Origin of the sequence: Martelella lutilitoris (genome assembly GCF_005924265.1) — a bacterium.
GTDB classification, from domain to species: Bacteria; Pseudomonadota; Alphaproteobacteria; order Rhizobiales; family Rhizobiaceae; genus Martelella; species Martelella lutilitoris.
The window spans coordinates 266,347-292,447 of the sequence record NZ_VCLB01000003.1 but is presented as its reverse complement, the minus strand read 5'-3'; the positions used below and the strand labels follow the sequence as shown (position 1 = coordinate 292,447).

The following is a 26,101-nucleotide window of genomic DNA, read 5'->3' as shown; positions in this document are numbered from 1 at the left end:
CTCAGCACCAGCCAGCCGCGCGGGCGATGATTGTTTCCAGCACGTCGTCCGGATCGCGTTTCCACCAGTTCTCCGCCGAGAAGATCTCGACCTCGTTGAGGCCGGCAAAGCCCTCCGCTTCGACGGCCTGGCGCAGATCGGGGATATCGATCACGCCGTCGCCCATCATGCCGCGATCGTTCAGCATGTCGGTGGTCGGCACCAGCCAGTCGCAAAGATGAAAGGCCAGCAGGCGCTCCTTTCCCGCGCGGGCGATCTGCGCCTTGACGTCCGGGTCCCACCAGATGTGGTAGACGTCAGCGGCAAGGCCGATGCCGTCGCCGAGGCGATCGCAAATGTCGAGCGCCTGGGCCATGGTGTTCACCGCCGCACGGTCGGCGGCATACATCGGATGCAGCGGTTCGATGGCGATCTTCACGCCGGCGGTTTTCGCATAGTCCAGCGTTGTCGCCAGTCCCTCCTCGATCATGGCGCGCGCGCCCTCCAGATCGCGGCTTCGGGGCGCGAGCCCGCCGACCACCATCACCAGGCAGGCAGCGCCGATCGCCGCCGCCTCGTCCACGGCGCGGCGGTTGTCATCGATGACGGTCTGCGTCAACGCCCCTTCCGCTGTATACCAGCCGCCCCGGCAAAGGCCGGAGACGGCAAGCCCCGCCTCGCTTATCTGTCGGGCGGCCTTTTCGACGCCGAGCGCCTGCAACTGGTCGCGCCAGGGCGAAACCCCGCCGAAACCGTGCCGCGCCGCGCCGTCGATTGCCTTGTCGAGCGTCCATTGCGCCCGCGTGGTCGCCGTGTTCAGCGACAGTCGTTCGGGGGTGATGACATCCATGGGTCTAGACACCGATGCCATAGGTCGCCATCACGCGGGCCGTCCGCGTTGCCGCCATGTCGGCGTCGGCAATCAGCCCGGCCTTGTCGGCAAGGCGCACGACGTCTGCCAGATGCTGCGCGGAACGGGCGCTCTGCTGGCCGCCGAGCATGGTGAAATGGTCCTGATGGCCCATCAGATAGGCCAGGAACACGACGCCCGTCTTGTAGTAACGCGTCGGCGCCTTGAAGATATGGCGCGAGAGCGGCACGGTCGGCTCCATCACCGCGTTCCAGCGCTGCATGTCGCCTTTGGCAAGGTCCGCAAGCCCGGTGGCGGCTACCGGGGCGATCGGATCGAAAATGCCGAGAAGCGCGTGGCTGAAGCCCTGATCGTCGCCGGCAATCAGTTCGGGGTAATTGAAGTCGTCGCCCGTATACATCTTCACGCCGTCGGGCAGTCGGCGGCGCATGGCGATTTCCTTTTCCGCAGACAGCAGCGAGATCTTGATGCCGTCGACCTTGTCGGCGTTGTCTTCGATCACCTTCAGGCAGGTCTCCATCGCCGCCATGTGATCGGCGCTCGCCCAATAGCCTTCGAGCGCCGGATCGAACATCTCGCCGAGCCAGTGCAGGATGGCCGGTTGCTTCAGGCCGGAGAGAATGTGGCCATAGACACGTGCGTAGTCGTCAGCGCTTTTTGCTACCTTGCAAAGCGCCCGCGAGGCCATGAGGATGACCTGGCCGCCGGTGGCTTCGACGGCTTCGCACTGCATTTCATAGGCTGCGATCACGTCGTCAATCGTCTTTGCCTCCGCCGGATCGAGATGGTCGGTGCCGGCGCCGCAGGCGATCGCATGGCCGCCGGCCTTTGCGTCGGCCACCGAGCGCTGGATCAGCTCCAGCGAGGTTGGCCAGTCCATGCCCATGCCGCGCTGGGCGGTGTCCATGGCTTCAGCCACGCCGAAGCCGAGCGACCAAAGGTGGTGCCGGAAGGCGAGCGTCCTGTCCCAATCGACATTGCAGTCGGACCAGGGATTGTTGTCGGCGAGCGGATCGACGACGACATGAGCGGCGGCAAAGACCGAACGGTTCCATTGGCCCCGGTCGGCGGCGATGGCCGCGCCGGAGAAGGTGAAGGGCTCAAGCGTGCTGGACGCGGTCGGAAGTGTGATCGTGTTCATGGTCAAATACCCAGGTCTTCAATATCAATCCAGCGGCGCTCGCGCGCGCTCTTGTAGCCGGCTTCGGCAAGCTGCACGCCCTTGGCACCTTCGCTCAGCGTGTAGGCGAAGGGCGCATCTTCCAGCACGTGGCGCAGGAACTGCTCCCACTGCACCTTGAAGCCGTTGTCGAACACGGTGTTGTCCGGCACCTCCTGCCAGTCGTCGAAGAAGTTCATCTTCTGCGGCTCGTCCGGGTTCCACACCGGCTTCGGCGTGTTGGCGCGATGCTGGCTGAAACATTTGTGCAGGCCGGCGACGGCGGAACCATGGGTGCCGTCGATTTGGAAGGTCACGAGATCGTCGCGGCGCACGCGGGTGCACCAGCTCGAATTGATGTGAGCGATGATATCGCCCTCGAGCGCGAAGGTCGCATAGGCCGCGTCATCGGCCGTTGCCTGGTATTCCTTGCCCTGTTCGTCATAGCGCTTCGGGATATGGGTGGCGGTGGTGCAGGAGACGGCTTTCACCGGGGCGACGACATTGTCGAGCACATAGCGCCAGTGGCAGAGCATGTCGGAAACGATACCGCCGCCATCGGCGGCGCGATAGTTCCAGCTCGGGCGCTGCGCCGGCTGGTCCTCGCCGGTGAACACCCAGTAGCCGAACTCGCCCTTGACCGAGAGGATCTGGCCGAAGAAGCCGTTATCGCGCAGCCGCTTCAGCTTGAGAAGGCCCGGCAGGTCAAGCTTGTCGTGAACGATGCCGTTCTTGACGCCCTTCTCCTTGGCATAGCGGGCAATGGCAACCGCCTCCTCAAGACCTTCGGAGACCGGTTTTTCGCAATAGACATGCTTGCCGGCATCGATGGCCTTCCTCAAAAGCGCCGGGCGCAGCTTGGTCGAGGCGGCGTCGAAGAAGATGATGTTGTAGGGATCGGCAAGGGCCGCGTCGAGATCGGTCGTATAGCGCGCGACATTGTGGCGGCGGGCGAGCGTCTCGATCTTCTGCCCGTTGCGCCCGACAAGGATCGGGTCCGGCATCACCGTTGAACCGTCCTTCAGCCGAAGCCCGCCGGAATCGCGAATGGCCAGAACCGAGCGGATCAGGTGCTGGTTCATGCCCATGCGCCCGGTCACGCCGTGCATGATAATCCCGATACGATTTGTCTCAGACATTGGCTCTCCTCCCGTCAACCGGATTGTTACCTACCAGTTAGTAACAAATTGGTCAAGAAAGGGGGGGAGGGGAAATGGTGGTGCTGGTCGGGACGGAATTCAGAGGCGTGGATTGTGAAGCAACGGGCAAGAGCCAGCGCGAACGCGCGCGACCTCTCCTCCCTGTGTCTTCCTCGGGCTTGACCCGAGGATCCTGGCCGCACGACAAATGGCCGCGGAAGCTATTCTGAATTGAATGACTTGAATTGCCTGGATGCTCGGGTCAAGCCCGAGTATGACGCAGGTGGAGGGGTGGAATGGCCATCGACGATACGCGGCTGATGGCTAAACCGTAAACCAGCGGGGCGAGCCCAAGCATAAAGCCCGTATGGAAAGGCCCGCGCAATACAAATGAAAACTAGAGCCCTTCAGGCTTAAGTGGAAGCGTTCTGCGGCAAGGAATTTGCGCCAGGACCAAGGGCTTTGGCGCAGGGCATAGCCGTCGCTATGTCCAAGCCGAAGGCCGCCGGTAATCAAATTCATGCCGCCCGGTTCAGCGCGCTTGACGCGCTGAACCGACTGGAATGCCGCCCTTGCGGGTTTGCCGAAACCGGCCCTCCACTTTGTCGAAGCCTTTCGACATAGCTATGGCTATGCCGCGCGGGCTTCTTCGCGTGGAATGACCGGTTTGGGCAAACAGAACTGCGTCCATTTAAGCCTGAAGGGCCCTAAAAGGCGCAAGGCTCTTCGGCTGCGAACCCGCCAACCGACAAAATGCTGCCTGTTCACACTGCCTCGAACAGGTCGATCACCTCCATCTCCGGCACCAGGACCAGCCCCTTGTCGGTGAGGCGGATTTCGGGGATGACGGAGAGCGGGATGAGGTTGAAGCCCATATAGGGGATGGCGCAGCCCGCTTCCTCCCATTCGAGCTTCAGCACGCGCACGGCGTCGGCGACATCGTGGACGCGCTTGTCGGACAGAAGGCCCGCGATCGGCAGTTCGACCATGGCCCGGACCTTGCCCTCATTGACCACGCAGACGCCGCCCTGGCTCTCCTCGATGGCGCGCACAGCAACCTGCATGTCGGCTTCGTTGGTGCCGGCGACGATGATATTGTGGCTGTCATGGCCGACGGAAGAGGCAACCGCGCCGCGCTTCAGCGAGAAGTCGGACAACAGGCCGCTGGCGACATTGCCGTCGGACTTGCCGTGGCGCTCGATCACCGAGACAAAGCAGAGGTCGTGCCGGTCGAAATGGTCCTGCCAGTCATTCGCCGGTTCGAGCTCTAGTCTGTCGTGGATCAGCGTGATGCCGGGCAGTTCGGTGCGGATGCAGTGGGCGATCACCTTTTTCGTCGGAAGATCCGGCGTCAGCTTGATCGCCTTCGGCAGCTTCACCGTGTGATAGGCGGCTTCCGGGTAGCGGTAACGCTGCGAAAGCGCCTCATCGAGCAGCGGCGTCACCTTCTCGTCTTCCACCACGAGCTCGCCGCCATACCATGTGTTGACCGGCTTCAGCGTGTCGTCCAGCAGCACGATATCGGCGCGCCTGCCGCCGCCGAGCCCGCCGATCTCGTCACCCATGCCGAAACGTGTGGCACCGTGGAGCGAGCCCATCGACCAGGCCTGTTCCGGCTTCATCCCGGCTTTGACCGCCTGTCGCGTCACCCAGTCCTGGCCGAACATCAGGAGATCATCGGCGTCGCGGTCATCGGTGCAGACGGCCACGCGCTTGTGGGATGCGCCGAGCTCGGTGATCGCCTTGATCGCCTCGGGCAGCGAATGCCAGGGTGTGGTCGGCGGGCCGCCGCGCAGGAAGACCCAGACGCCGGCCTCGATCAGGTCGTTGGCGATTTCGCGGTCGATGGCCTCATGCGTATCGGTCACGCCGGCAGCCGCATAGGCCGCGACGAAATCGCGGCCATAGACATGGCCGGAGACCGGACGGCCGCGTTTGAGCGATTCGGCGATGATGGCATGCGAGCGCTCATCACTCATGGCCACCGGCACGAAATCCATCTTTTCGCCGAGCGCTACGGCTTCCGGCCACTCGTCGAATATTTTCGCGATCTTTTCCGGCGTCAGGTCGCCGCCGGCCGTTTCCATCTCGGGGCTCGTCGCCGGTACCGTGCTTGGAACCGTGAGGAAGATCGAAAGCGGCGCCTCGCGCGCATCCTCCAGCATCGCCTCCACGCCGGCGACATCCATGACATTGCCGATCTCGTGGCTGTCGCAGAAGATCGTCGTGGTTCCGTTCAGAAGGGCCGCCTCGGCATAGGCTGAAGCCGTGACCATGCTGGACTCGATGTGGAGATGCGGGTCCACAAGGCCGGGCGCGATGATGCCGCCCTTGACGTCGTGGATCTCGGCCGCCTTGCCGTGATAGGTTCCGGCCGGTTTCATCGCGGCGATGCGCCCGCCGGAAATCCAGATCTCGCGCTCGTCCAGCATCCGCTCCGAATAGGTCGACAGAACCCGCGCGCCGGTGATGACGCGGTCCGGTTCCTCGCGGCCGAAGGCGACGTCGGCGAGCCGCCGCGTCATTTCGGAAAGGGGGGCGACGGAAAAACGTGTCAGCTTGCTCATGATCGGCCTTCGTGCTGGTCAGGTTGGCGCGCGTCTCGGACGGACGCCCTCGGCCATGAGGCTAACCACGGCCGGGCGCAGGGTCCAGAGCTTTCTTGAAAAGCCTTATCCAGGCCGTTTTGCGGCGCTCAGCCGGCAGACCGCGCCTCGGCGATCGCGGATTCCAGCATGATCCTGTCGAGCACGCCCGGATAGACCATGCGGCCGATCACATAGGACGGCGTCCCGTTGAACTGGAAGGCCTCCGCCTGGTGGTAATTGCTGTCAAGCAGATCGGAAATTGTCTTTTCGTTCGCCTTCACCGCTTCGGCAATGGCGTCGAAATCCAGCCCCGCGCCGGTCAGGAGTTCCTCGATTCGCTCATGCGTCAGCCGGCCCTTGGCGGTCATCAGCGCGTTGAGCGCCGTATCATATTCGCCGAGCGCCGCCGCGCCCTGAACGGCCTGGGCGGCATAGACGGAGACCTCGCCGAAGATCGGCCAGTCCTTCATCACCAGTTTCACATTGCCGTCTTTGGCAACGACATCGCGCACCATCGGATAATCGCGCTTGCAATAGGTGCACTGGAAGTCGAAATATTCGACCACGGTCACGTCGCCGTCCGGATTGCCGAGAACGGGGGCGTTCGGATCGGCGAACACGTCCTGCGGGGTCGGCTCGTGAGCGAAGGCCGCGCCGAGAGGCGACAGCACCAGCCCCGACCCCGCGATCATGCCCTTCAGCAGGCTACGTCTTTCAATCATCAGTCATTCCTTCAATCCAATTCGGGCCGAGTATAGGAGATGGAGCCGGCTTGCTTCCATCAACTTTGCGCGAGGCATTGCGCGATAAAAATTTTCTATCGAAACATGAGAAATTGAAATTGGACATGGACAGCCCTGTTCCGCTTCATTCACCATAAGAAATTAGAGGGAGCGACAAAGTGGACCACAGAAAACTCTATCTCAAATTCATCGACGCCAACGTGCAGGGTATAATTTCTCTTTATTGGGAGAATGCGCCGGAGACCTGCAAGGCGATCTGGGGCGCGCTCGAAAAGCCGATCCAGTGGCCGGCAACGCACGCGATCTTTTCCGGTCCGGAGATCATGATGGGCCTGCCGGAAGAAGCGCGCAATTTCGATCCGACCAGCCTTCCGCCGGAAAACCAGACGATCCTGCCGGAGCCCGGCGAAATGCTGTGGTTCTATCAGCCGAAGAACTTCTTCAAGATCGATCCGGATGAGTTCTGGGAGCTCGGCATGTTCTACGGAAAGGGCGGCCGTACGTTTGGCCCCACCGGCTGGATCTCGTGCACCTATATCGGAAAAATGACCGAAAACCTCGATGCGGTTGCCGAGCAGTGCAAGCTGATCCGCACCGAGGGCGCAAAGCGGGTGGAAATCGGGCGTCTTGCCTGAGCCATCCGAAACCATAAGAAGAGGAAGGGAATAGCATGAAACGCGTAACCACATTGCTGGCGACTGTGTCAGTTCTCGCCGCCTCGCAGGCTTCTGCCTTCGCGGCGGAAATCACCATCAACTCCTTCGGCGGCGCCTATGAGGAGGCCCACCGCAAATGCGTCATCGAGCCGTTCACGGCAGAGACCGGCGCGGATGTGAAGATCGTCACCGCCTATTCGGCCGACGCCTTCGCCCAGCTGCGCGCCCAGAAGGACGCGCCGCAGTTCGACGTCATCCATTTCTCGGGCGGCCAGGAGATCGTCGGCGCCGAGGAAGGGCTTCTTGCCCCGATCGATCCGTCGAAACTTTCGAACGCCGCCGATCTCTACCCCTTCGCCGGCGCCAATATGGAAAAGGGCGAAGGTCCGGCCTACCAGATCGCGGCCATCGGCCTGCTTTACAACAGCGACGAGCTTGCCGAGGCACCGGCGAACTGGGTCGACCTGATGAAGCCGGAAATGGCGGAAGGCCTGGTGCTGACCGACATCTCCAACACCTACGGCCTGTTCGGTTTCCTGATGTTGAACCAGGTTGCCGGCGGCGATCTCGACAATATCGAGCCGGGCCTCGAGGCGGTGAAATCGATGCTTGAAAACGGCGCCTATGTCGTTTCCAAATCGCCGGAAATCCAGCAGTCCTTCGCGCAGGGCGGCGCGTTCATTGCGCCTTACGCCTCCGACTATGCCTATACGCTGAGAAAGGCCGGTCTGCCGGTCAAGTTTCAGCAGGGCGCGGAAGGCACGCCGGCAAGCTACATCACCACCAATCTGGTGGCGGGCCGCGACAATGAGGATCTGGCGCTGAAGTTCATCGATATCGAGCTCTCGCCCGAAGCCCAGGCCTGCTTCGCCGATGCGCTGCGCTACACGCCGACCAATTCCAAGACCGAACTGCCGGAAGAGGTTGCAGCCGACGTCGCCTATGGCGAGGAGGGCGTGAAGAGCCTTCTGCGTTTCGATCCGGCCGTGATCGAAGCAAACCGCGCCGACTGGGTCGTCGAGTGGAACAAGGCCATCGCCCAATAAGACGGGGTGCGCCCACGCCCCGCATTCCGGACCCCACCGGAATGCGGGGCGAACAAATCGCGCGATGGCAAATTTCAGCCGGATCCCGCGAAGAGCCGATCTCCCTCGTTCAAAGAGGGCGTTTCGGAGTGACGACAAGCCGGTTTGCAATCGCGCGCAATGCGCTCATCCTCTGTCCGTGATCCCGGACTTGATCCGGGGTTAAGGGCTGCGGAACGCCTTGCATGCAACGGGTTTATTTTTGATAGTCCTCGATATCCGGCCTTTTAAGTCGGGTCAGGCCCGGCATGACGGACCTGCCTGTGGACCCTCGTCAAAAACTGATTGCCTTAGCATCAAAGTCGAGAGGAATTTGGATGAAGACCGATCGTGCAGAAAATGCGCTCCTGGTTTCACCGGGGCTCCTGTTGCTGGCGCTTGCCTTCTTCCTGCCCATCGCGCGCATGCTGGGGCTTTCGGTGATGGCGAAGGAGGGGGGCTTTACGCTTGACCACTTCGTCCAGTTTATCAGCGAGCCTTATTATCTCGGGGTCTTGTGGCGCACGATCCGGCTTTCCTTCATCATCACTGCCATCTCCGCCCTGATCGGCTTTCCGCTCGCCTATATCATGGCGCGGACGGGACCGCGCGCGCGGCTGTGGCTGATCATCGTCATCCTGCTGCCGCTGATGACCAGCGTCGTCATCCGCACCTTCGGCTGGATGGTGATCTTCGAGCGCGGCGGCATCGTCTCGACCACGCTTTACGATCTCGGCCTGGTGAAGCGGAGTTTTACCCTGATGCGCACGGAAACGGCGATCGTCATCGGCATGGTGCAGGTGCTGCTGCCCTTCATGACGCTGTCGATCCTCGGCGTCATTACCCGCATCGACCAGCGGCTGGAAGAAGCCGCGCGCACCATGGGCTGCAATTTCCTCCAGTCCTTCCGCCATGTGGTGCTGCCGCTTTCCATGCCGGGAATTGCCGCCGGATCCCTGCTTGCCTTCACGCTGTCGGCTAGCTCGTTCGTTACGCCGAGCCTGCTTGGCGGGCCGAGGCTTCAGGTTCTTGCCGCCTCGATCTATTCATCGGTGACGCAGACCCTCGACTGGCATTTTGCCGCCGCCCAGGCGGTGATCCTGTTCCTCGGGATCGCGCTCACCCTTATTCCCTATTTCAGGCTCACGGGAGGCCGGCATGGTTAAGGCTGTTCCGCTCTGGCTGAAGATCACGACCTATATCTTCATCGCACTGATCGTCGTGCTGATGCTTGCGCCGCTTGTCGTGGTGGTCGGCACGTCATTTTCGGCCAACCAGTTCATTGCCTTCCCGCCGAAGGGCTTTTCGCTGGAATGGTATCAGAAGGTGCTGTCGTCCGATGCCTATCTCGGATCGGCCGGCCTCAGCCTGGCGATCGCGCTTCTGGTCACGCTTTCCGCCGTCATCATCGGCGGTGCTGCGGCGATCGCGATCCACCGGCGGCAATTGCCGAAATCGGAGCTGCTCGGCGCACTGTTCCTGTCGCCGCTGATCCTGCCGACGATCATCTACGCGATTGGCTTGTTGATGTTCTGGAGCGCCACCTTCGGCCGAGTTTCCTTCGTCACGCTGTGGATTGGCCATACGGCCATCACGCTGCCTTACGTGGTGCGCACCACGCTTGCCGTGCTGACGGAATCCGATCCCTTCATCGAGGAGGCGGCGCGCACCATGGGGGCGGGACGCCTGCAGCGGCTGTTCTTTGTGGTGCTGCCGCAATGCCGGCCGGGCCTTGCCGCCGGCGCTTTCTTTGCCTTCAACATCTCGTTTGACGAGGCGGTGCTGTCGCTGTTCCTCAGAACCCCGGACCTCACCACGCTGCCGGTGCAGATCTACGGGCAACTCGAATTCAGCCCCGACCCTTCCGTCGCCGCGGTCTCCACGATCATGATCGCGCTCACCGTCCTGCTCATTCTCGTGATCGACCGCGTTCTCGGGATCGGCAAGTTCGCGAGCGCATAGGAATAAAATCATGTCAGACATTCATCTCGACCAGATCAGAAAATCCTATGGCCATGTGGAAGTGCTGCACGGCATCGACCTGGAGCTTGCCTCCGGCGAATTCGTCAGCCTTCTGGGCGCTTCGGGCTGCGGCAAGACCACGCTGTTGCGCACCGTGGCGGGCCTTGAGGCGGCGACCGCCGGGCGGGTGGTCATCGACAATCAGGACGTCACCAATTTGCCGCCGGAACGGCGCGACATCGCGATGATGTTCCAGTCCTATGCGCTGCTGCCGCACCTCTCCGTCTATGAAAATGTCCGCTTCCCGCTGCGCATGCGCCGCATCGGGACGCGGGCCGAACAGGACCAGCGGGTGAAGGACGCGCTGGAGACCGTGCAATTGCCGCATCTGTCCGATCGCTACCCGCGCCAGCTTTCCGGCGGCCAGCAGCAGCGCGTGGCGCTCGCCCGCGCCATCGTCTCAAACCCGAAAGTGCTGTTGCTCGACGAGCCGCTCTCCAATCTCGATGCCCGCCTTCGCGAGGACATGCAGGTGGAGCTGATCGAGATCCATCGCCGCCTCGGCCTGACGACGCTGTTCGTCACCCACGACCAGGAGGAGGCCTTGAGCCTTTCCGACCGGGTCGTGCTGCTGAACGCCGGCAAGGTTGAGCAGGAAGGCGCGCCGGAGGCGATCTATGCCGAGCCGGCCACCGAATTCGTTTCCGGCTTCATCGGATCGGCCAATATCCTGCCGGCGAAAATCGAGGCGGGCGCGGCGGTGCTGGACGATGGACAGCGCCTCGACCTGCCGATGACCGACAGGCCGGACGGTCCCGTCTCCGTTGCGCTCAGGCAGGAAGACCTTGGCGTTGCCGCCGATGGCGCCGGCCTGATGGCAAAGGTCAAGACCCGCGTCTATCTCGGCGGGCGCAACCGTTATGTTCTGACGCTTGCCGGCCAGACCATCCGCATGCTGACGGCAAACGAGGTCGTGCTCAAGCCGGGCGAAGAGGTGAGGCTTGCCATCGCCGCAGACCGCATCCGCATTCTCGATCGCTAGTGGAATGAATTTGACATTTGCTTCCCGTCGCAGCGAGCGCATACATCAAATGTCAAATTCGAAAATTCCACTAGAAACATAAACTTGCTAGTGGTCCTGTTGATTCCAGCATTTGGCGCCGAGGTCGCTGAAACGGGAACCAAATGTTGGAATCGGACCACTAGAGCGCCTGATTTCAACCGAAGGAAGAACCCCATGTCGGATTTCGAAACGCGACTTTTCATCAATGGCCGGTTCGAGGCCGGCGAAGGCAGTCCTGAAACCGCGTTCGAGCCCGCGACCGGCCGAAAGCTCGCGGATGTCGCCTCCGCGAGCGAGGCGCAGGTGAACCGCGCCGTCGAAGCCGCCGACGCCGCCCGGCATGGCTTTGCGATGACGACGCCGAAGGAGCGCGCTGCCGCCCTCAACGCCATCGCCGACAAGGTCGAGGGCAATGCGGATCTCGCGGCAATCGAATCCGTCAATGCCGGCAAGCCGCTGCGCTTTGTGATCGCCGGCGAGCTTGCCAATGTGGCCGATGTCTTCCGCTTCTTCGCTTCCGCCGTCCGCAACATGCCGGCAACGGCGGGCGGGCACTATCGCTCGTCCGCGATGATGAGCGTGATGCGGCGTGATCCGGTTGGCGTGATTGCCCAGATCGCGCCGTGGAACTATCCGCTATTGATGGCGGCGTGGAAGATCGCGCCGGCCGTGGCGGCCGGCAATACGGTGGTGATCAAGCCCTCCGAGCACACGCCCCTCAGTCTGTTGAAGCTTGCCGAGATCATCGGCGACATCCTGCCGCCGGGCGTCGTCAATGTCGTGCTCGGCAACGGGCTTGCGGTCGGCCAGACGCTGATTTCCCATGACCTTGTGCGGATGATCTCGCTCACCGGCGATGTGCGCACCGGCCGCGCCGTGCTGCAGGCAGCCGCGGGCCCGATGATCAAGCGCACCCATCTGGAGCTTGGCGGCAAGGCGCCGGTGATCGTCGCCGACGACGCGGATCTCGACAAGCTTGTCGCCACGCTGCGCGAGGCGAGTTTCTACAATGCCGGGCAGGACTGCACCGCCGCCTGCCGCATTCTCGTCGACCGCTCGCGTGCCGATGAACTGAAAGAGCGCCTCGTCGCCATGATCGGCGATCTCACCTATGGCGCGCCGGAACGCGACGATGTCGAATTCGGCCCTGTCATCACCGCCCGCCACCGCGACCGCATTGCCGGTTTTGTCGAGCGCGCGAAAGCCGATGGCGGCACGGTGCTGGCCGGCGGCAAGGCGCCGGAAGGCGAAGGTTATTTCTTTCAGCCGACGCTGGTGGAAGCGCGTGCAGAAGCCGAGATCGTGCAGAAGGAGGTCTTCGGCCCGGTGATTTCGCTCACAAGCGTTGCCGACGAGAGGGAAGCGCTCGCCATCGCCAATGCGTCCGAATACGGGCTCGCCTCCTCCGTCTGGTCGAAGGACAGCGCACGCGCGGCCCGCATTGCCGGCGCGCTCGAATACGGCGTCACCTGGATCAACACGCACGGCGTTTTCGCCACCGAGATGCCCCATGGCGGCATGAAGAATTCGGGCTATGGCTCGGACCTCTCCATGCAGTCGCTTCTCGACTATACCCAGGTCCGCCATGTGATGACGGCGCTCGACTGAGCCAGATTGTCTGCTGCAAGGGAGGCTGATAAAAGATGCCCATGCGCATCATCGATATGGCCACCTTTGTTGCCCTGGCACGCAACCGGCATTTCGGCCGGACGGCGCAGGAGCTCAACACCACGCAGCCGGCCATTTCCTCGCGCCTTGCCATTCTGGAGCGCGAATATGCCTGCCGGCTGGTGGAGCGCGGCGACCGCGAATTCCGCCTGACGCCCGCCGGCGAAGAGGCGCTGATGGTGTTTCAGGAGGTGCTGGAAAAGCTCAACACGCTGAAATCCGACCTGAAGGAAGGCGGCAGCGACGCCGCCTATATCGTGCGCATCGGCGCGATCGATTCCGTCGTCGCCACCTGGATGCCGGATTTTATCGAGGCGCTCAGCCATGCCATGCCCAATCTCAGGGTGGAGCTGACCATCGAGGGCACGCGCGATCTGGTCGCCGGCCTGTCGCGCGGCGAGTTCGACCTGATCTTCGGCATCGAGCCGGCGATCGGCGATAATTTCCGCTCCTTCATCGTCTGCTATTACGAGATGGTCTGGGCGGCAGCGCCCGCCGTGATCGACGAGAAGACCACCTACAGCGTCGACGAATTGTCGAACATGCCGATCATCACCTTTCCCAAGGGCACGCCGCCCTACGCCTATGTCGCGCCCTATTTTCAGGACGAGCGGGTGCTGGCCTCCAAGCTCACCAGTTCGAACTCGCTGTTTGCCATGATCAACCTTCTGATCGGCGGTTTCGGCGTTGCCGCCATCCCCTCGGTTGCCATTGCGCGGGAACTCGAAAACCGGTTGCTCTGCCGCGTCAGCGTTGCAAAGCCGTTTCCGCCCATGCCGATCGTGGCGAGTTACCAGACCGCCGTCGGCCAGAATATTCTGCGGGCCGTGGCGGAGGAGGCGCGCAAGAGCGCTGCGAGTTTCTGCGACAATGCGGCCTCCGAAAGCGCCTGGGTGCCGCCGGCGCCGTGAAGCGCCGAGGGCTTTTCAGGCAGGCCTATCCCCGAAGGGCTTTGGCGGCCGCCACCATGTTGGTGAGCGCCGGCCTTACCTCGTCCCAGCCGCGCGTTTTCAACCCGCAATCGGGGTTGATCCAGATCTGGCGATCGTCGAGCCGTTCGCGGGCAAGGCTCAAGAGATCGGTTATCTCTGAAGTCGCCGGAATCCGGGGCGCGTGGATGTCGTAGACGCCAGGTCCGATCTCGCTTGGATAGTCGAAGGCGGTGAAGGCATCGAGCAGTTCCATCCTCGAGCGCGAGGTCTCGATCGAGATCACATCGGCATCCATTGCCGCGATTGCCGCGATGATGTCGTTGAACTCCGAATAGCACATATGGGTGTGGATCTGGGTCGCGTCCGAGACGCCGGAGGCCGCGAGCCTGAAGGCGTCGATCGCCCAGTCGAGATAGGTCTTCCACTGCGATTGTCGAAGCGGCAGGCCTTCGCGCAGCGCTGCCTCGTCGATCTGGATGATCGCCGCGCCCGCCCGTTCGAGGTCTTGAACCTCGTCGCGGATCGCCAGCGCGATCTGGCGGCATGTCTCGGCGCGGGGAATGTCATCGCGCACGAAGGACCAGTTGAGGATGGTGACCGGCCCGGTCAGCATGCCCTTGACCGGCTTTTCCGTCTTCGACTGTGCGAATTGCCACCAGTTGACCGTCATCGGTTGCGGTCGCGAGACATCGCCGAAGATCACCGGCGGGCGCACATAACGCGAGCCATAGCTCTGCACCCAGCCATGTTTGGTAAAGGCGAAGCCGGAAAGCTTCTCGCCGAAATACTGGACCATGTCATTGCGCTCGAACTCGCCATGCACCAGCACGTCGAGGCCGATCTCCTCCTGAAACCGGATCGTCTTCTCGGTTTCCGCCTGAAGAAATGCGTCATAGGCCACGCGGTCGAGTTCGCCGCGGTTGAAGGCGGCGCGGGCCTTGCGCACATCGCCCGTCTGCGGAAAGGAGCCGATCGTCGTGGTCGGAAACTGCGGCAGCCGCAATTTCTCGCGCTGAAGGGCGATGCGCTCGGAAAAGCCGTTTCGGCGGTTCCGGTCCGCTTCCGTGACGCGGACAAGCCTTGCCGCAACCGCCTTATTGTGAACCCGTGCCGAGCGCCGTCTTCCGGCGCGCGCGTCGTCTGAGGCCGCAAGCGCTGCCGCGATGTCTTCGCCGCCGAGACCCCGCGACAGCGCAGAGAGTTCATCAAGCTTCTGCACCGCAAAGGAAAGCCAGCTTTTCAGCTCGGCATCGAGTTCGGTTTCAAGCGCGACATCGATCGGCACATGGAGAAGCGAGCAGGAGGGCGCGATCTGGACCCTGTCTGCGCCCCGGGCGGCGATGACGGGCCGCAGCCTTTCCATCAGCGCCGCCAGATCGGCGCGCCAGATATTGCGGCCGTCGATGACGCCGAGGGACAGCACCAGATCGGCCGGCACTTTCGCCAGAACGTCCCCAAGGGCGTCGGGCGCGCGCACGAGATCGAGATGAAGGCCTGCGACCGGCAGGTTCAGTGCCGTGTCGAGATTGTCGCCGGGATCGCCGAAATAGCTTGCGAGCATCAGCTTGACGTCCGGCACGGCCCTGGCGATGGCATCATAGGCTTCAACAAAGGCGGCGCGCTCGCCTTCTGTCAGGTCGAGGGCCAGCGCCGGCTCGTCGACCTGCACCCACGCCGCGCCCGCATTCCTGAGCCGGACAAGAAGTTCGGCATAGACCGGAATAAGGCGCGGCAGCAGCGTTATCGCCGAAAAGTCACCGTCACGCGCCTTGGAAAGCTTCAGGAAGGTGACAGGCCCCAGAATAACCGGCCGCGTCTCGATGCCGAGCGCTTTTGCTTCGTTGAAATGATCGACCGGCTTGGTCGTGGAAAGCGCGAAGGTCTGGTCCCTGGCAAGCTCCGGGACGAGGTAGTGGTAATTTGTGTCGAACCACTTGGTCATTTCCAGTGCGCGCACGTCGCGGCCATGGCCCGGATGGCCGCATCCGGCTGTATCGCCTGTTGTCTGGGCACCGCGCGCCAAGGCGAAATAGATATCAAGCGGCACATCGCCGCCCGTCCAGCCATAGTCCGGCGGGATCGCGCCGACCATGACGGCCGTGTCGAGCACGTGGTCATAAAGAGAGAAATCGTTCGAAGGGATGACATCGATCCCCTTGTTGCGCTGCAGCAGCCAGGTCTTGCGCCTGAGATGCTCGGCCGTATCAAGAAGTTCGCCGGCGCCGGACTTGCCGGCCCAGAAGGATTCGAGCGCGAATTTCAGTTCGCGCCGGACGCCGATGCGCGGAAAGCCGAGGCTCGCGGCTACAGGTTTGGTAACAGACATTTCATACCCCAAAATTGTTGGGGGCATGGGCTGGCGGAAAGCATGGGAAAACGCGCGGAGGAAAACCGCGCCGGTTTCACAGGCACCACCGGGACACCCCGCCCGTGGACAGTAAAGCACTCTGGCAGGTCTCCTGGCTTGCGGGTCATAACGCCTTTCCGTCTTCCCGGTTTCCCAGTGACATCGTGGAAAGGCACTCACCGCTTACAGTTGCGGGGGCAGCCCCGGACTTGCCGCCGACGGTAAGGTCGGCGAGCGCACCGGATTCCCTCTTGGCGCACACGCGGCGACAGACCGCATGGCGAACCAGAGCGGGGGCAATGTCACTGAAGAAAAAGCGAATGTCAACAACACATAAAGATATATTTATATGTTGATTTCTTTAATCGATTATCGCCGCTGATTTGATCTGGGCGAAGACATTCATTCCTGGCTTCAGGTCGAGCAGATAGGCCGAGCGTGCCGTCACGCGGGCCATGATGACCGTGTTGCCCATTTCAAGCGCGATGATCTGCACCGAAGGATCCTCGCTGCGACGGATCTGGCGGATTATCGCCGGCACCCGGTTGACGATCGAGACCTTGGGGTTCTCGACCAGCGCGATCGAGACATCGCGGGCATGGATCATCAGCCGCACGCGCTCGCCTACCGCCTTTCCGGTATCGCCGATCCACAGCGCGCCGCCGTCGAACTTGGCGAGTGCAAGGTGCCATTTGAGGTCGATGTCGGCGATCGTGGCATCGACCGCGATGCCGGCCTGGCGCTCATGCGCGATCGGCAGGTCCAGCCGCGCAAGCGTTTCCGCCGTCGGTCCGGCGCCGATCACCTTGCCCTCGCGCATGACGACGAGATGATCGGTGAAGCGGGCCACCTCCTCCGGCGCATGGGTGACGTAGAGAACGGGGATGGACAGCGTGTGGCGGAGGTTTTCCAGATAGGGGAAAATGTCCTGACGGGCCTGCAGGTCGAGCGCCGACATGGGCTCGTCCATCAGCAGAAGACGAGGGGCGGAAAGCAGCGCCCGAGCAATGCCGACGCGCTGGCGCTCGCCGCCGGAAAGCCGCCCCGGCATGCGCTCGAGAAGATCGCCAAGGCCGAGCAGAGATGTCAGTTCGTCGAAACGGCCGGCGTTTTCGCCCTTCGCCCGCTTCATGGCGAAGCGCAGATTGTCCCGCACCGTCAGGTGCGGGAAAAGATTGGCATGCTGGAACACATAGCCGACCGCGCGTCGGTGGGCGGGCCGGAAGCGCCGTCCGTCCTGCCAGACCTCGCCGTCGATCGAGAACGCGCCGCCGCTCAGGTGTTCAAGGCCCGCAAAGCAGCGCAGAAGCGTCGTCTTGCCGCAGCCGGACGGACCAAAGAGCGCGGTCACGCCGTTTTGCGGAAAGTCGAATGCCGCATCAAGCGAGAACGCGCCGAGCCTTCCGGCAAACCGGGCTTCAAGCATGGCATCGCTCATGGAAACCGCCTCCTGACGTGACGCTCGATCAGCATGGTGGACAGGATCACGGCAAAGGAAAAGGCCACCATGCCGAAGGCGAGGATATGGGCCTTCTGCCACTGCAGCGTCTCGACATAATCATAGATTGCGACGGAGAGAACCTTCGTTTCGCCGGGAATATTGCCGCCGATCATCAGCACGACGCCGAATTCGCCGACGGTGTGGGCAAAGCCGAGGATCGCGCCGGTCAGAAGGCCGGGGCGCGCCAGCGGGAGCGCGACATTGAAGAAGCGGTCCAACGGCCCGGCCCTCAGCGTCGCCGCCGCCTCCAGCGGATCATTGCCGATCGCTTCGAAGGCATTGCGCACGGGCTGCACGGCAAAGGGGAGGGAATAGATCACCGAGCCGACCACCAGCCCGGCGAAGGTGAAGGGCAAAGAGAAGCCGGTGACCGCCTTGATCGCCTCGCCGAGCGGGCTCTGGGGAGCAAGCGCGATCAGAAGATAGAAGCCGAGGACCGTGGGCGGCAGGACCAGCGGCAGGGCCACGATCGTGCCGATGACTTCCTTCCACCATCGTTCCGAGCGGGCAAGCCACCAGGCGAGCGGCACGCCCAAAAGCATGAGGAAGAAAGTGGTGACGGCTGCCAGTTTCAGTGTCAGAAATACGGCCTCGCCCATCTCTCCTCCTTGCCTTTGCCGGAATTTGCGGGAATCACGGAGCGATCTGGTAGCCGTGGTTCTGGACTATTTTGTGAGCGGCATCGCTTTTCAGGAACGCCATGAAGGAGAAGGCGGCTGGATTGTCCGCGCCGGATGTCAACAGGACGGCATCCTGGGCGATGGGGCTGTAGAGGTCCTGCGGCACGCGCCAGCGCGATCCGCCCTTTTTTCCGGCGACCTGCGAGAGCGCGACGAAACCGATATCGGCATTGCCGGTCGCCACGAACTGGAAGGTCTGGGTGATGTTTTCGCCCCGAACGATCCGGTCCTTCAGCCTGTCGTAGAGTTTCAACGCTTCAAGCGTCTCGACGGCGGCTGCGCCGTAGGGCGCGGAGGCCGGGTTGGCGATGGCGATGCGGTTGAAATCGTCGGGCCGCTCGAGAATGCCGCCGTCATCAACGAGGTCTTCCTCGGCGCTGAAAAGAACGAGGGCGCCGAGCGCATAGGTGAAGCGGCTGTCGGCAAGCGCCAGACCTGCCTCGACCGCAAGGCGCGGGCGTTCCTGATCGGCCGCGAGGAAGACGGAAAACGGCGCGCCGTGCAGGATCTGGGCATAGAGCCTGCCGGTAGAACCGAAGCTGAGCAGGGCCTCGTGTCCGGTCTCCTCGGCAAACAGGGCGGCAATCTCCTCGGCCGCTGCGGTGAAGTTGGCGGCGACGGCGACATTGACGGTTTCGGCAGACGAGGGACGCGTGGCGGCAAAGGCCGCGGCGATGACGAAAAGGGCGACGACGAGGTTTCTTTTTTTCATGGTGACGCCTGGCTGTGAGAGATGCCGGCAACTCTGCATCGCCAAAGGGCCTGCGTCAAACCGCGATCGGCAATGGCCGCGCCGGGTCGGTCAAAATTTCGGCAATTGCGTCGACAAGCCGGTTCGCGACCTGACTTAAATGGATTAAAAGGCTGGGAGACAACGCCGCCGGGTACATGACCCGCCGGGCAGGAAACGGGACGGGAGCATCATGACAGCAGCAGCAGAAACGCTGAACCTCAATGACGGCTGGACGGCAACGTGCGAAGAGGCGGCGGTCTCCGTCGCGCTTGCCGTGCCGGGCGACGTTCACTCTGCCCTGCTTGCCGCCGGCAGGATCGAGGATCCCTACTGGCGCGACAACGAGACGAAGACGGATTGGGTCCATCGCTCGGTCTGGATCGCGCGGCGGTCGTTCAGCCTCGAAAACCTGGATGGCGGCCATTTCACGCTCCGCTTCGAAAGCGTGGATTGCCTAGCCGATGTCATCGTCAACGGCAAGCCTGCCGGGCGCTGCGAAAGCCAGTTCCTGCGTTATGACTTCGACGTGACCGCTCTTCTCAATGAGGGCGAGAATGTGATCGAGGTCGTGTTTCACTCCAATTCGCTGGAGGCGGAAAAGCGGGCGGAGAATTCCGAATTTCCGATGCCCTACAGCAAGAACAGTCGCATCGGCCATCTCAACTTCCTGCGCAAGACGCAGTGTCACGGTGGCTGGGACTGGGGGATCGCGCTTTGCCCGCTCGGCTTTTACGGCGATATCACGCTAGAGCGCACCGGCGCGCTTCGCCTCGATGACGTCGCCATCCGTCAGCGCCATGAAGAAAACGCCGTCGAACTGGATGTGACGCTGCACGCCTTCGCCTTCGCGCCTGCCGTCGAGGACGCTCAGGTCGAGATCGACGGCCACGAGGCGACGGCAACGCTTCACGCCTATCCGGGCGAAAACCGCATCTGCGTCACCGTGAGGGTGGATAATCCACGCCTGTGGTGGCCGGCAGGCCAGGGGGATCAGGCCTTCTACGACCTCGCCGTCTCGCTTGGCGGGCAGAAGCGGGAGTTCCGCATCGGCCTGCGCGCCGTCGCGCTTCTGACCGACGCCGACGCCATCGGCAACCGCTTCGCCTTCCAGGTCAACGGTCGCGAGATCTTCATGAAGGGCGCGAACTGGATCCCGGGCGACGCGCTGCCCGAACGCGCCTCGAAGGAACAGGTGCGCGATCTGCTGGTCTCGGCGGTCGAAGCCAATATGAACATGATCCGTATCTGGGGCGGCGGCCAATATGAGGCCGACTGGTTCTATGAACTCTGCGACGAACTCGGCCTGATGATCTGGCATGACTTCATGTTTGCCTGCAATCTCTACCCCGCCCATGAGCGTCCCTTCCTCGACCTCGTGCGCAAGGAGGCGCGCCAGCAGTTGCGCCGCCTTTCCCGCTTTGCCGCCATGGCGCTGTGGTGCGGCGACAATGAGCTTGTCGGCGCGCTGACCTGGTACAAGGAGAGCCTCGAGAACCGCGACCGTTACCTGGCGATTTACGACCGGCTCAACCACGTTCTGGAAGAAGCGGTGGAAGACGAGGCCCTCGGTCTGCCCTTCCGGCCCTCCTCGCCCTCCGTCGGACGGCTCGATTTCGGCGACGGCTGGCATGTGGATACCTCCGGCGACATGCATTTCTGGGACGTCTGGCACTCGGCCAAGGATTTCGAGCATTATCGCAGCGTCAGGCCGCGCTTCTGCTCGGAGTTCGGCTTCCAGTCCTTCCCGTCCATGCGCGTGATCGAAAGCTTCACCGAAGAGGTCGACCGCAACGTCTCCTCCGCCGTCATGGACGTTCACCAGCGCAATGAGGGCGGCAACAGCCGCATCGTGGAGACAATTGCCCGCTATTTCCGCTTTCCCGACAGCTTCGAGGACATGGTTTATCTCAGCCAGATCGGCCAGGGCCTGGCGATGAAGACGGCGATCGAGTTCTGGCGTTCCAACCGGCCGCGCACCATGGGCACGCTCTTCTGGCAACTGAACGACACCTGGCCGGTGGCAAGCTGGTCGAGTCTTGAATATGGCGGCGGCTGGAAGGCGACCCAGTATCTCGCCCGCCGTTTCTTCGCCGACCTGATGGTGACGGCGCAACCGGATGCCGAGACCGGCGCGATCACGCTGCTCGCCGTTTGCGACGGGCTTACGGACATTCCAATCACGGTTCGGCTCCTGAGCGTCGGCGCGGCGTCCGGAACCGTGAAGGAGATCGGCGCCTATCCCGTCACCGCATCGGCCCAAAGCGTCGTTGAAGTCGCCCGCATCCGCCCGGAGACTTTGGATGACGACGCGTTTCTGGTCTTCGACTGGCAGGATGCGGAAGGCAACATCCTCGGCGAAAACGAGTATCTGCCGCAAAGGCCGAAGGCCTACCGCTTTACAGAACCCCAAATCGAAACGGTGGCTGAAACGCTTGGCGACGGCACGCGCCGCATCACGCTGACCAGCGACCGCCCGGCGCTCTACGTCACCTATGACCACGGCGGCGACGATATCTATTCGGACAATTGCTTCACGCTTCTGCCCGGCCTCGCCAAGACGATCACCGTGAGCCGCGAGCGGCGGTCCCGCCTTCCGCAAGGCGGCGCGCCAGTCGTTAGCTATTTGAGGGGCTGAGAAAGGTTCAGGGCCGGGAACAACCAGAGATCGCCGGGGGCGAATAGGGCGGATAAACGAAGGCTTGCTCTTGCAGGCCGTTTGCCCTATTCCTCTCGCGCCGAGGCCGATCAGGGACCGGAACGCCAAGACAGGCGTCGTCCCTTCGAAGAACGGAGGCCACGAACCTATATGGAAATGCGGATCCCCATGCAGCTATCCAAGCCTTTTGCCGGTTTGCTCAACGCACTGGCGGCGCGGTTCCTTCCGAGAGCGAACCGCAGCCTGCTCTACCGCCTTTTGTCGGAGAACCTGCGCGACCAGGCGCCCTGGTATGCGCTGGCGACCATCGCGATGCTGATCGTTGCCGGCATGACCTCGCTCAGCGCCTGGATCATGAAGGACGTTGTCAACGAGACGGTGGTCTCGCAGAACATGAACCGCATGTTCATGCTGGCCGGGGGCGTGGCGACGATCTTCATCGTCAAGGGCATCGCGACCTATTTCCAGATCGTGATTCTGAGCAAGGCCGGCAACAATATCATCGCCAAGACGCAAAGCAGCATCTTCAGCCGCATCCTGCAGCAGGATCTGAACTTCTTCATCCGGTTTCCGTCCTCCGACCTTGTCATGCGCCTGACCAACAATGCCCAGGCGGCAAGGACGGCGATGGATCTGATCCTGACCTCGGCGATCCGCGACCTGTTTTCGCTGATCGGGCTGGTCATCGTGATGTTCATCCAGCAGCCTATCCTATCGCTTGTTTCCTTTATTCTCGGACCGGCGGCCTTTATCGGCGTTCGCTACCTGACCAACAAGGTCCGCCATATCATGCAGCAGGAACTGACCGCCTTCGCCAAGATCATCGAAAGCGTTCAGGAAGCCTCCACAGGCGTTCGCATCATCAAGGCATTCGGCCTCGAGGAGCACATGCGCAAACGCATGGACGTGCAGGTCACCCAGGTGGAGCATCGCGCCAACAGCATCGCCCGGCTTTCCGCCGCCACAAGCCCGATCATGGAAACGCTGTCGGGTCTGGCAATCGCCGGCGTGATCGCATTGAGCGGTCTTTGGGTCATCGGCGGCCAACAGACGCCCGGCGAGCTGATGTCGTTCATCACGGCCCTGCTTCTGGCCTATGAGCCGGCGAAGCGCCTGGCGCGCATGCGCGTCAATCTCGAAAGCGCCATGGTCGGCGTCAGGATGATGTATGAACTGAAGGATCATCCGATCATGCTGAAGGAGGCCGAGAACGCCCAGCCGATTCCGCCCGGCGGAGGCGAGATCCACTTCGAAAATGTCGTTTTTTCCTATGACGAGAACAAACCTCTGTTCAAGGGCCTCAACCTGGTCTTTCCGGCCGGAAAGACCACGGCCCTGGTCGGCGCTTCGGGCGGTGGCAAGTCAACGATCATCAACCTGGTCATGCGCATGTTCGACCCAGATGAGGGCGTGATCACGGTGAACGGCCTTGACCTGAGGCAGGTTTCCTTCGAGTCGCTGCGCGCGCACATGTCCTATGTCGGCCAGGATACGTTCCTGTTCAACGGCACGGTGCGCGAGAACCTGGCGCTTGGCCGCCAGGGCGTTTCCGAAGAGGAGATTATCGAGGCGGCCAAGGCGGCGCATGCCCATGACTTCATCATGAACATGAACAATGGCTATGATTCGCTTGTCGGCGAAAACGGCGGAAATCTCTCCGGCGGCCAGAAGCAGCGCCTGGCGATTGCCCGCGCCATGTTGCGCGACGCCGATATCCTGATTCTTGACGAAGCCACCAGCGCGCTCGATTCCTATGCCGAATCACTGGTGCAGGATGCGCTTGCGCGGCTGACGAAGGATCGCACGACGATCGTGATCGCCCACCGTCTGGCGACCATCACCTCGGCGGACAATATCGTCGTGCTCGAAAACGGCGAGATCCTCGAACAGGGGCCGCAGCGCGATCTGCTCGCCCATGACGGACCCTACCGCCGTCTTTACGAATTGCAGATTTTGCCTCAGCTCGAAGAGGCTTGAGCCTCGGTTCCAGTCCGGTGTCCAGGAAAAGCCCCATCGCGCAAAGCGGTGGGGCTTTTTTGTTTCGAGGTCGTTCACGTCATTTCACATTGCCTCTCCGGACGACCGGCCGTCGGCTGGAAGGGGATTGATTTGCATGGCGGCTTTGGCGATGTTAGTTGAAATATGGCATTTTCGTGTCCGGCTTTGTCGAGCCGTACCGGCCCCGCCGTTTACGGCGCGGCAGAAGAGGAAGGAAAGATGCGGGTCGGCAAACCCGCGAACGGTGAAGGACCGTAACTCAACATGTTCAAGAAAATCATGGTGCCCGTCGACCTTGCGCATGCCGACAAGTTGACGCGCTCCCTCACGACGGCGGCCGAAATCGCGAAACTCTATGACGCGTCCGTCATCTATGTCGGGGTGACCTCTTCGGCGCCCGGCGCGCTCGGCCACAATCCCAAGGAATTCGAGGCAAGGCTGAAGGCCTTTGCCGAGGAACAATCGGCCCGATACGGCGTTGCAACCGAGAGCCGATCCGTCGTCGCGCATGATCCTGCGGTTGATCTCAACCAGTCGCTTGCCCGTGCCGTCGATGAATTCGGTTGCGACCTGGTGATCATGGCCACCCATGTGCCCAATCTCGCGGATCACTTCATGCATTCGCATGGCGGCCAGCTCGCCACCCATACCGAGGCATCGGTATTTCTGGTCCGCGGCTGACGCTGCGATTGCCCGGCCTGCAGGGGCCGGCGCGAAACGATTGCAAAACAAGGAGATTATTTATGACCGACACGGGGATTCCCGAGCCCGAGGGCGAAACTGAGATTATCGAAACCGATTACGAGATCGGCCAGGATAATATCACGACGAACATCGGTCCCTTCGGGCTGGATATCCATAACCCGGTCTTTCTGATCTCCGGTCTCGCTGTTGTCGCCTTCGTGCTGGCGACGCTGGCCTTTCAGGAAGAGGCTGCGACCATCTTCAACGGCATGCGGGACTGGCTGACGTCGACCTTTGACTGGTTCTTCCTGATCGCCGGCAACATCTTCGTCCTGCTCGGCATCTTCCTGATCTTCTCGCCCTACGGCAAGATCCGCCTCGGCGGCGCGGAGGCCACGCCGGACTATACCTATACCGGCTGGTTCGCGATGCTGTTTGCCGCGGGCATGGGCATCGGCCTGATGTTCTACGGCGTGTCCGAGCCGATATCGCACTTCACATCTTCCGTCGCCGAAAACGCCGGAACGGCGGAAAGCTGGGCGCCGCTCGGCGGCGCGCCCGGAAACCCCGCGGAGGCAAAGAGCCTGGCGATGGCCGCGACCATCTTCCATTGGGCGCTTCATCCCTGGGCGATCTATGCGATCGTTGCGCTGGCGCTGGCGCTTTTCTCCTATAACAAGGGCCTGCCGCTTGCCATGCGTTCGGTGTTCTATCCGATCTTCGGCGACCGCGTCTGGGGCTGGACGGGCCATGTCATCGACGTGCTCGCCGTGCTGGCAACCCTCTTCGGCCTCGCCACCTCGCTCGGCATCGGCGCCGAACAGGCCAATGCCGGCTTGAATCACATCTTCGGGCTTCCCGTGGACGATCTCTCCAAAGTGGTCCTGATCATCGCGATCACCGGCATTGCGCTGGGTTCGGTCGTTGCCGGCATGGATGCCGGCGTTCAGAGGCTTTCGATGATCAACATGGCGCTGGCGGGCATCCTGCTGTTCTTTGTGATTATCGTCGGGCCGACCCTGACCATTCTCGGCAGCCTGTTCTCGAACTTTTTCGACTATGCGCGCTACCTGCCGGAGCTTGCCAATCCGTTCGGGCGAACCGACAAGAACTTCCTTGACGGCTGGACCTCGTTCTATTGGGCGTGGTGGATTTCCTGGTCGCCCTTCGTCGGCATGTTCATCGCCCGCGTTTCGCGCGGCCGCACGGTGCGCGAGTTTATCACCTGCGTGCTGATCATCCCCTCGCTCGTCTCGATCGTGTGGATGACGGTGTTCGGCGACACGGCGATCCATGAGATCATCGTCAACAATTACGAAGCGCTCGGAAACGCGCCGCTCGATCTGAAGCTGTTCATCATGCTCGAGGCATTGCCGCTGGCGACGATCACCTCGATCATCGGCATCGTGCTGGTCATCGTCTTCTTCGTGACCTCGTCGGACTCCGGCTCGATCGTGATCGATACAATCACGGCCGGCGGCAAGGTCGATGCGCCCGTGCCGCAGCGTGTGTTTTGGGCGAGCTTCGAGGGCCTGGTCGCCATCGCGCTTCTGCTCGGCGGCGGACTGACGGCGCTCCAGGCGATGGCTGTGTCGACGGGCTTCCCGTTCACCATCGTTCTGCTGCTGGCCTGCTTCGCCATCATCAAGGGACTGAGAAGCGAGCCGCGCTAGAGCAT

20 protein-coding genes and 1 riboswitch are annotated in these 26,101 nt (G+C 62.3%); of the genes, 11 read left to right on the top strand and 9 right to left on the bottom strand.

Annotation, left to right across the window (positions count from 1 at the left end; translation table 11 throughout):
* Position 1: 1 nt before the first annotated feature.
* The 5 genes from FF124_RS06405 to FF124_RS06385 all read right to left on the bottom strand — a co-directional run bounded on the left by FF124_RS06405 (position 2) and on the right by FF124_RS06385 (position 6,458).
* A complete protein-coding gene (locus FF124_RS06405; protein WP_138747657.1) occupies positions 2–829 on the bottom strand; it encodes a sugar phosphate isomerase/epimerase family protein in 828 nt (275 codons plus the stop codon).
* 4 nt (positions 830–833) lie between these two features.
* Positions 834–1,991 (bottom strand): dihydrodipicolinate synthase family protein, encoded by a 1,158-nt coding sequence (locus tag FF124_RS06400; RefSeq protein WP_138747656.1) that lies wholly within the window; start codon positions 1,989–1,991, stop codon positions 834–836.
* 2 nt (positions 1,992–1,993) lie between these two features.
* Positions 1,994–3,148 carry a Gfo/Idh/MocA family protein gene (locus FF124_RS06395; protein WP_138747655.1) on the bottom strand — a complete coding sequence of 385 codons (1,155 nt, stop codon included), beginning with the start codon at positions 3,146–3,148 and terminating at the stop codon, positions 1,994–1,996.
* A 764-nt stretch (positions 3,149–3,912) separates the two neighbouring features.
* The gene (locus tag FF124_RS06390) at positions 3,913–5,715 is read right to left on the bottom strand and encodes an adenine deaminase (protein ID WP_138747654.1); all 1,803 of its coding nucleotides are present in this window, start codon (positions 5,713–5,715) and stop codon (positions 3,913–3,915) included.
* 128 nt (positions 5,716–5,843) lie between these two features.
* Complete coding sequence (locus FF124_RS06385; protein ID WP_138747653.1) at positions 5,844–6,458, bottom strand: DsbA family protein; 615 nt, start codon at positions 6,456–6,458, stop codon at positions 5,844–5,846.
* A gap of 179 nt (positions 6,459–6,637) precedes the next feature.
* On the opposite strand from FF124_RS06385, the gene FF124_RS06380 reads away from it, so the two are divergent.
* The 7 genes from FF124_RS06380 (at position 6,638) to FF124_RS06350 (ending at position 13,803) form a co-directional block, all read left to right on the top strand.
* Positions 6,638–7,114, top strand: coding sequence for a DUF3830 family protein (locus tag FF124_RS06380; protein WP_138747652.1), 477 nt, complete (start codon positions 6,638–6,640; stop codon positions 7,112–7,114).
* Positions 7,115–7,149: 35 nt separating this feature from the next.
* On the top strand, positions 7,150–8,181 hold the full coding sequence (locus tag FF124_RS06375) for an ABC transporter substrate-binding protein (protein ID WP_138747651.1): 1,032 nt from the start codon (positions 7,150–7,152) through the stop codon (positions 8,179–8,181).
* A gap of 356 nt (positions 8,182–8,537) precedes the next feature.
* Positions 8,538–9,365, top strand: coding sequence for an ABC transporter permease (locus FF124_RS06370; RefSeq protein WP_138747650.1), 828 nt, complete (start codon positions 8,538–8,540; stop codon positions 9,363–9,365).
* Positions 9,358–10,161 (top strand): ABC transporter permease, encoded by an 804-nt coding sequence (locus FF124_RS06365; protein WP_138747649.1) that lies wholly within the window; start codon positions 9,358–9,360, stop codon positions 10,159–10,161. Before FF124_RS06370 ends, FF124_RS06365 begins: the two co-directional genes overlap by 8 nt.
* A gap of 10 nt (positions 10,162–10,171) precedes the next feature.
* Positions 10,172–11,203, top strand: coding sequence for an ABC transporter ATP-binding protein (locus tag FF124_RS06360; RefSeq protein WP_138747648.1), 1,032 nt, complete (start codon positions 10,172–10,174; stop codon positions 11,201–11,203).
* Between the two features lie 195 nt (positions 11,204–11,398).
* Complete coding sequence (locus FF124_RS06355) at positions 11,399–12,832, top strand: aminobutyraldehyde dehydrogenase (RefSeq protein WP_138747647.1); 1,434 nt, start codon at positions 11,399–11,401, stop codon at positions 12,830–12,832.
* A gap of 41 nt (positions 12,833–12,873) precedes the next feature.
* Positions 12,874–13,803, top strand: coding sequence for a LysR family transcriptional regulator (locus FF124_RS06350; protein ID WP_246072216.1), 930 nt, complete (start codon positions 12,874–12,876; stop codon positions 13,801–13,803).
* A gap of 25 nt (positions 13,804–13,828) precedes the next feature.
* Here FF124_RS06350 and metE read toward each other — a convergent pair whose 3' ends face one another.
* From metE to modA, 4 genes are all read right to left on the bottom strand, one after another.
* Entirely contained in the window at positions 13,829–16,150 is a 2,322-nt protein-coding gene (metE, locus tag FF124_RS06345; RefSeq protein WP_138747645.1) for a 5-methyltetrahydropteroyltriglutamate--homocysteine S-methyltransferase, read from the bottom strand.
* A 106-nt stretch (positions 16,151–16,256) separates the two neighbouring features.
* A riboswitch (cobalamin riboswitch) is annotated at positions 16,257–16,476 on the bottom strand.
* A 56-nt stretch (positions 16,477–16,532) separates the two neighbouring features.
* Positions 16,533–17,609, bottom strand: a complete 1,077-nt coding sequence (modC, locus tag FF124_RS06340; protein WP_138747644.1) for a molybdenum ABC transporter ATP-binding protein — start codon at positions 17,607–17,609, stop codon at positions 16,533–16,535.
* Positions 17,606–18,271 (bottom strand): molybdate ABC transporter permease subunit, encoded by a 666-nt coding sequence (modB, locus tag FF124_RS06335; protein ID WP_138747643.1) that lies wholly within the window; start codon positions 18,269–18,271, stop codon positions 17,606–17,608. The genes modC and modB overlap by 4 nt, the downstream gene beginning before the upstream one ends.
* 34 nt (positions 18,272–18,305) lie before the next feature.
* On the bottom strand, positions 18,306–19,064 hold the full coding sequence (modA, locus tag FF124_RS06330) for a molybdate ABC transporter substrate-binding protein (RefSeq protein WP_138747642.1): 759 nt from the start codon (positions 19,062–19,064) through the stop codon (positions 18,306–18,308).
* A 211-nt stretch (positions 19,065–19,275) separates the two neighbouring features.
* Between modA and FF124_RS06325 the strand changes: the two genes are divergently transcribed.
* The 4 genes from FF124_RS06325 to FF124_RS06310 all read left to right on the top strand — a co-directional run bounded on the left by FF124_RS06325 (position 19,276) and on the right by FF124_RS06310 (position 26,096).
* Positions 19,276–21,720 carry a beta-mannosidase gene (locus tag FF124_RS06325; protein ID WP_138747641.1) on the top strand — a complete coding sequence of 815 codons (2,445 nt, stop codon included), beginning with the start codon at positions 19,276–19,278 and terminating at the stop codon, positions 21,718–21,720.
* Between the two features lie 189 nt (positions 21,721–21,909).
* Entirely contained in the window at positions 21,910–23,718 is a 1,809-nt protein-coding gene (locus FF124_RS06320) for an ABC transporter ATP-binding protein (protein WP_187326834.1), read from the top strand.
* A 285-nt stretch (positions 23,719–24,003) separates the two neighbouring features.
* Complete coding sequence (locus FF124_RS06315) at positions 24,004–24,420, top strand: universal stress protein (protein WP_187326833.1); 417 nt, start codon at positions 24,004–24,006, stop codon at positions 24,418–24,420.
* Positions 24,421–24,482: 62 nt separating this feature from the next.
* Positions 24,483–26,096: a BCCT family transporter gene (locus tag FF124_RS06310; RefSeq protein ID WP_138747640.1), complete on the top strand. Its 1,614-nt coding sequence runs from the start codon at positions 24,483–24,485 to the stop codon at positions 26,094–26,096.
* Positions 26,097–26,101 lie beyond the last annotated feature (5 nt).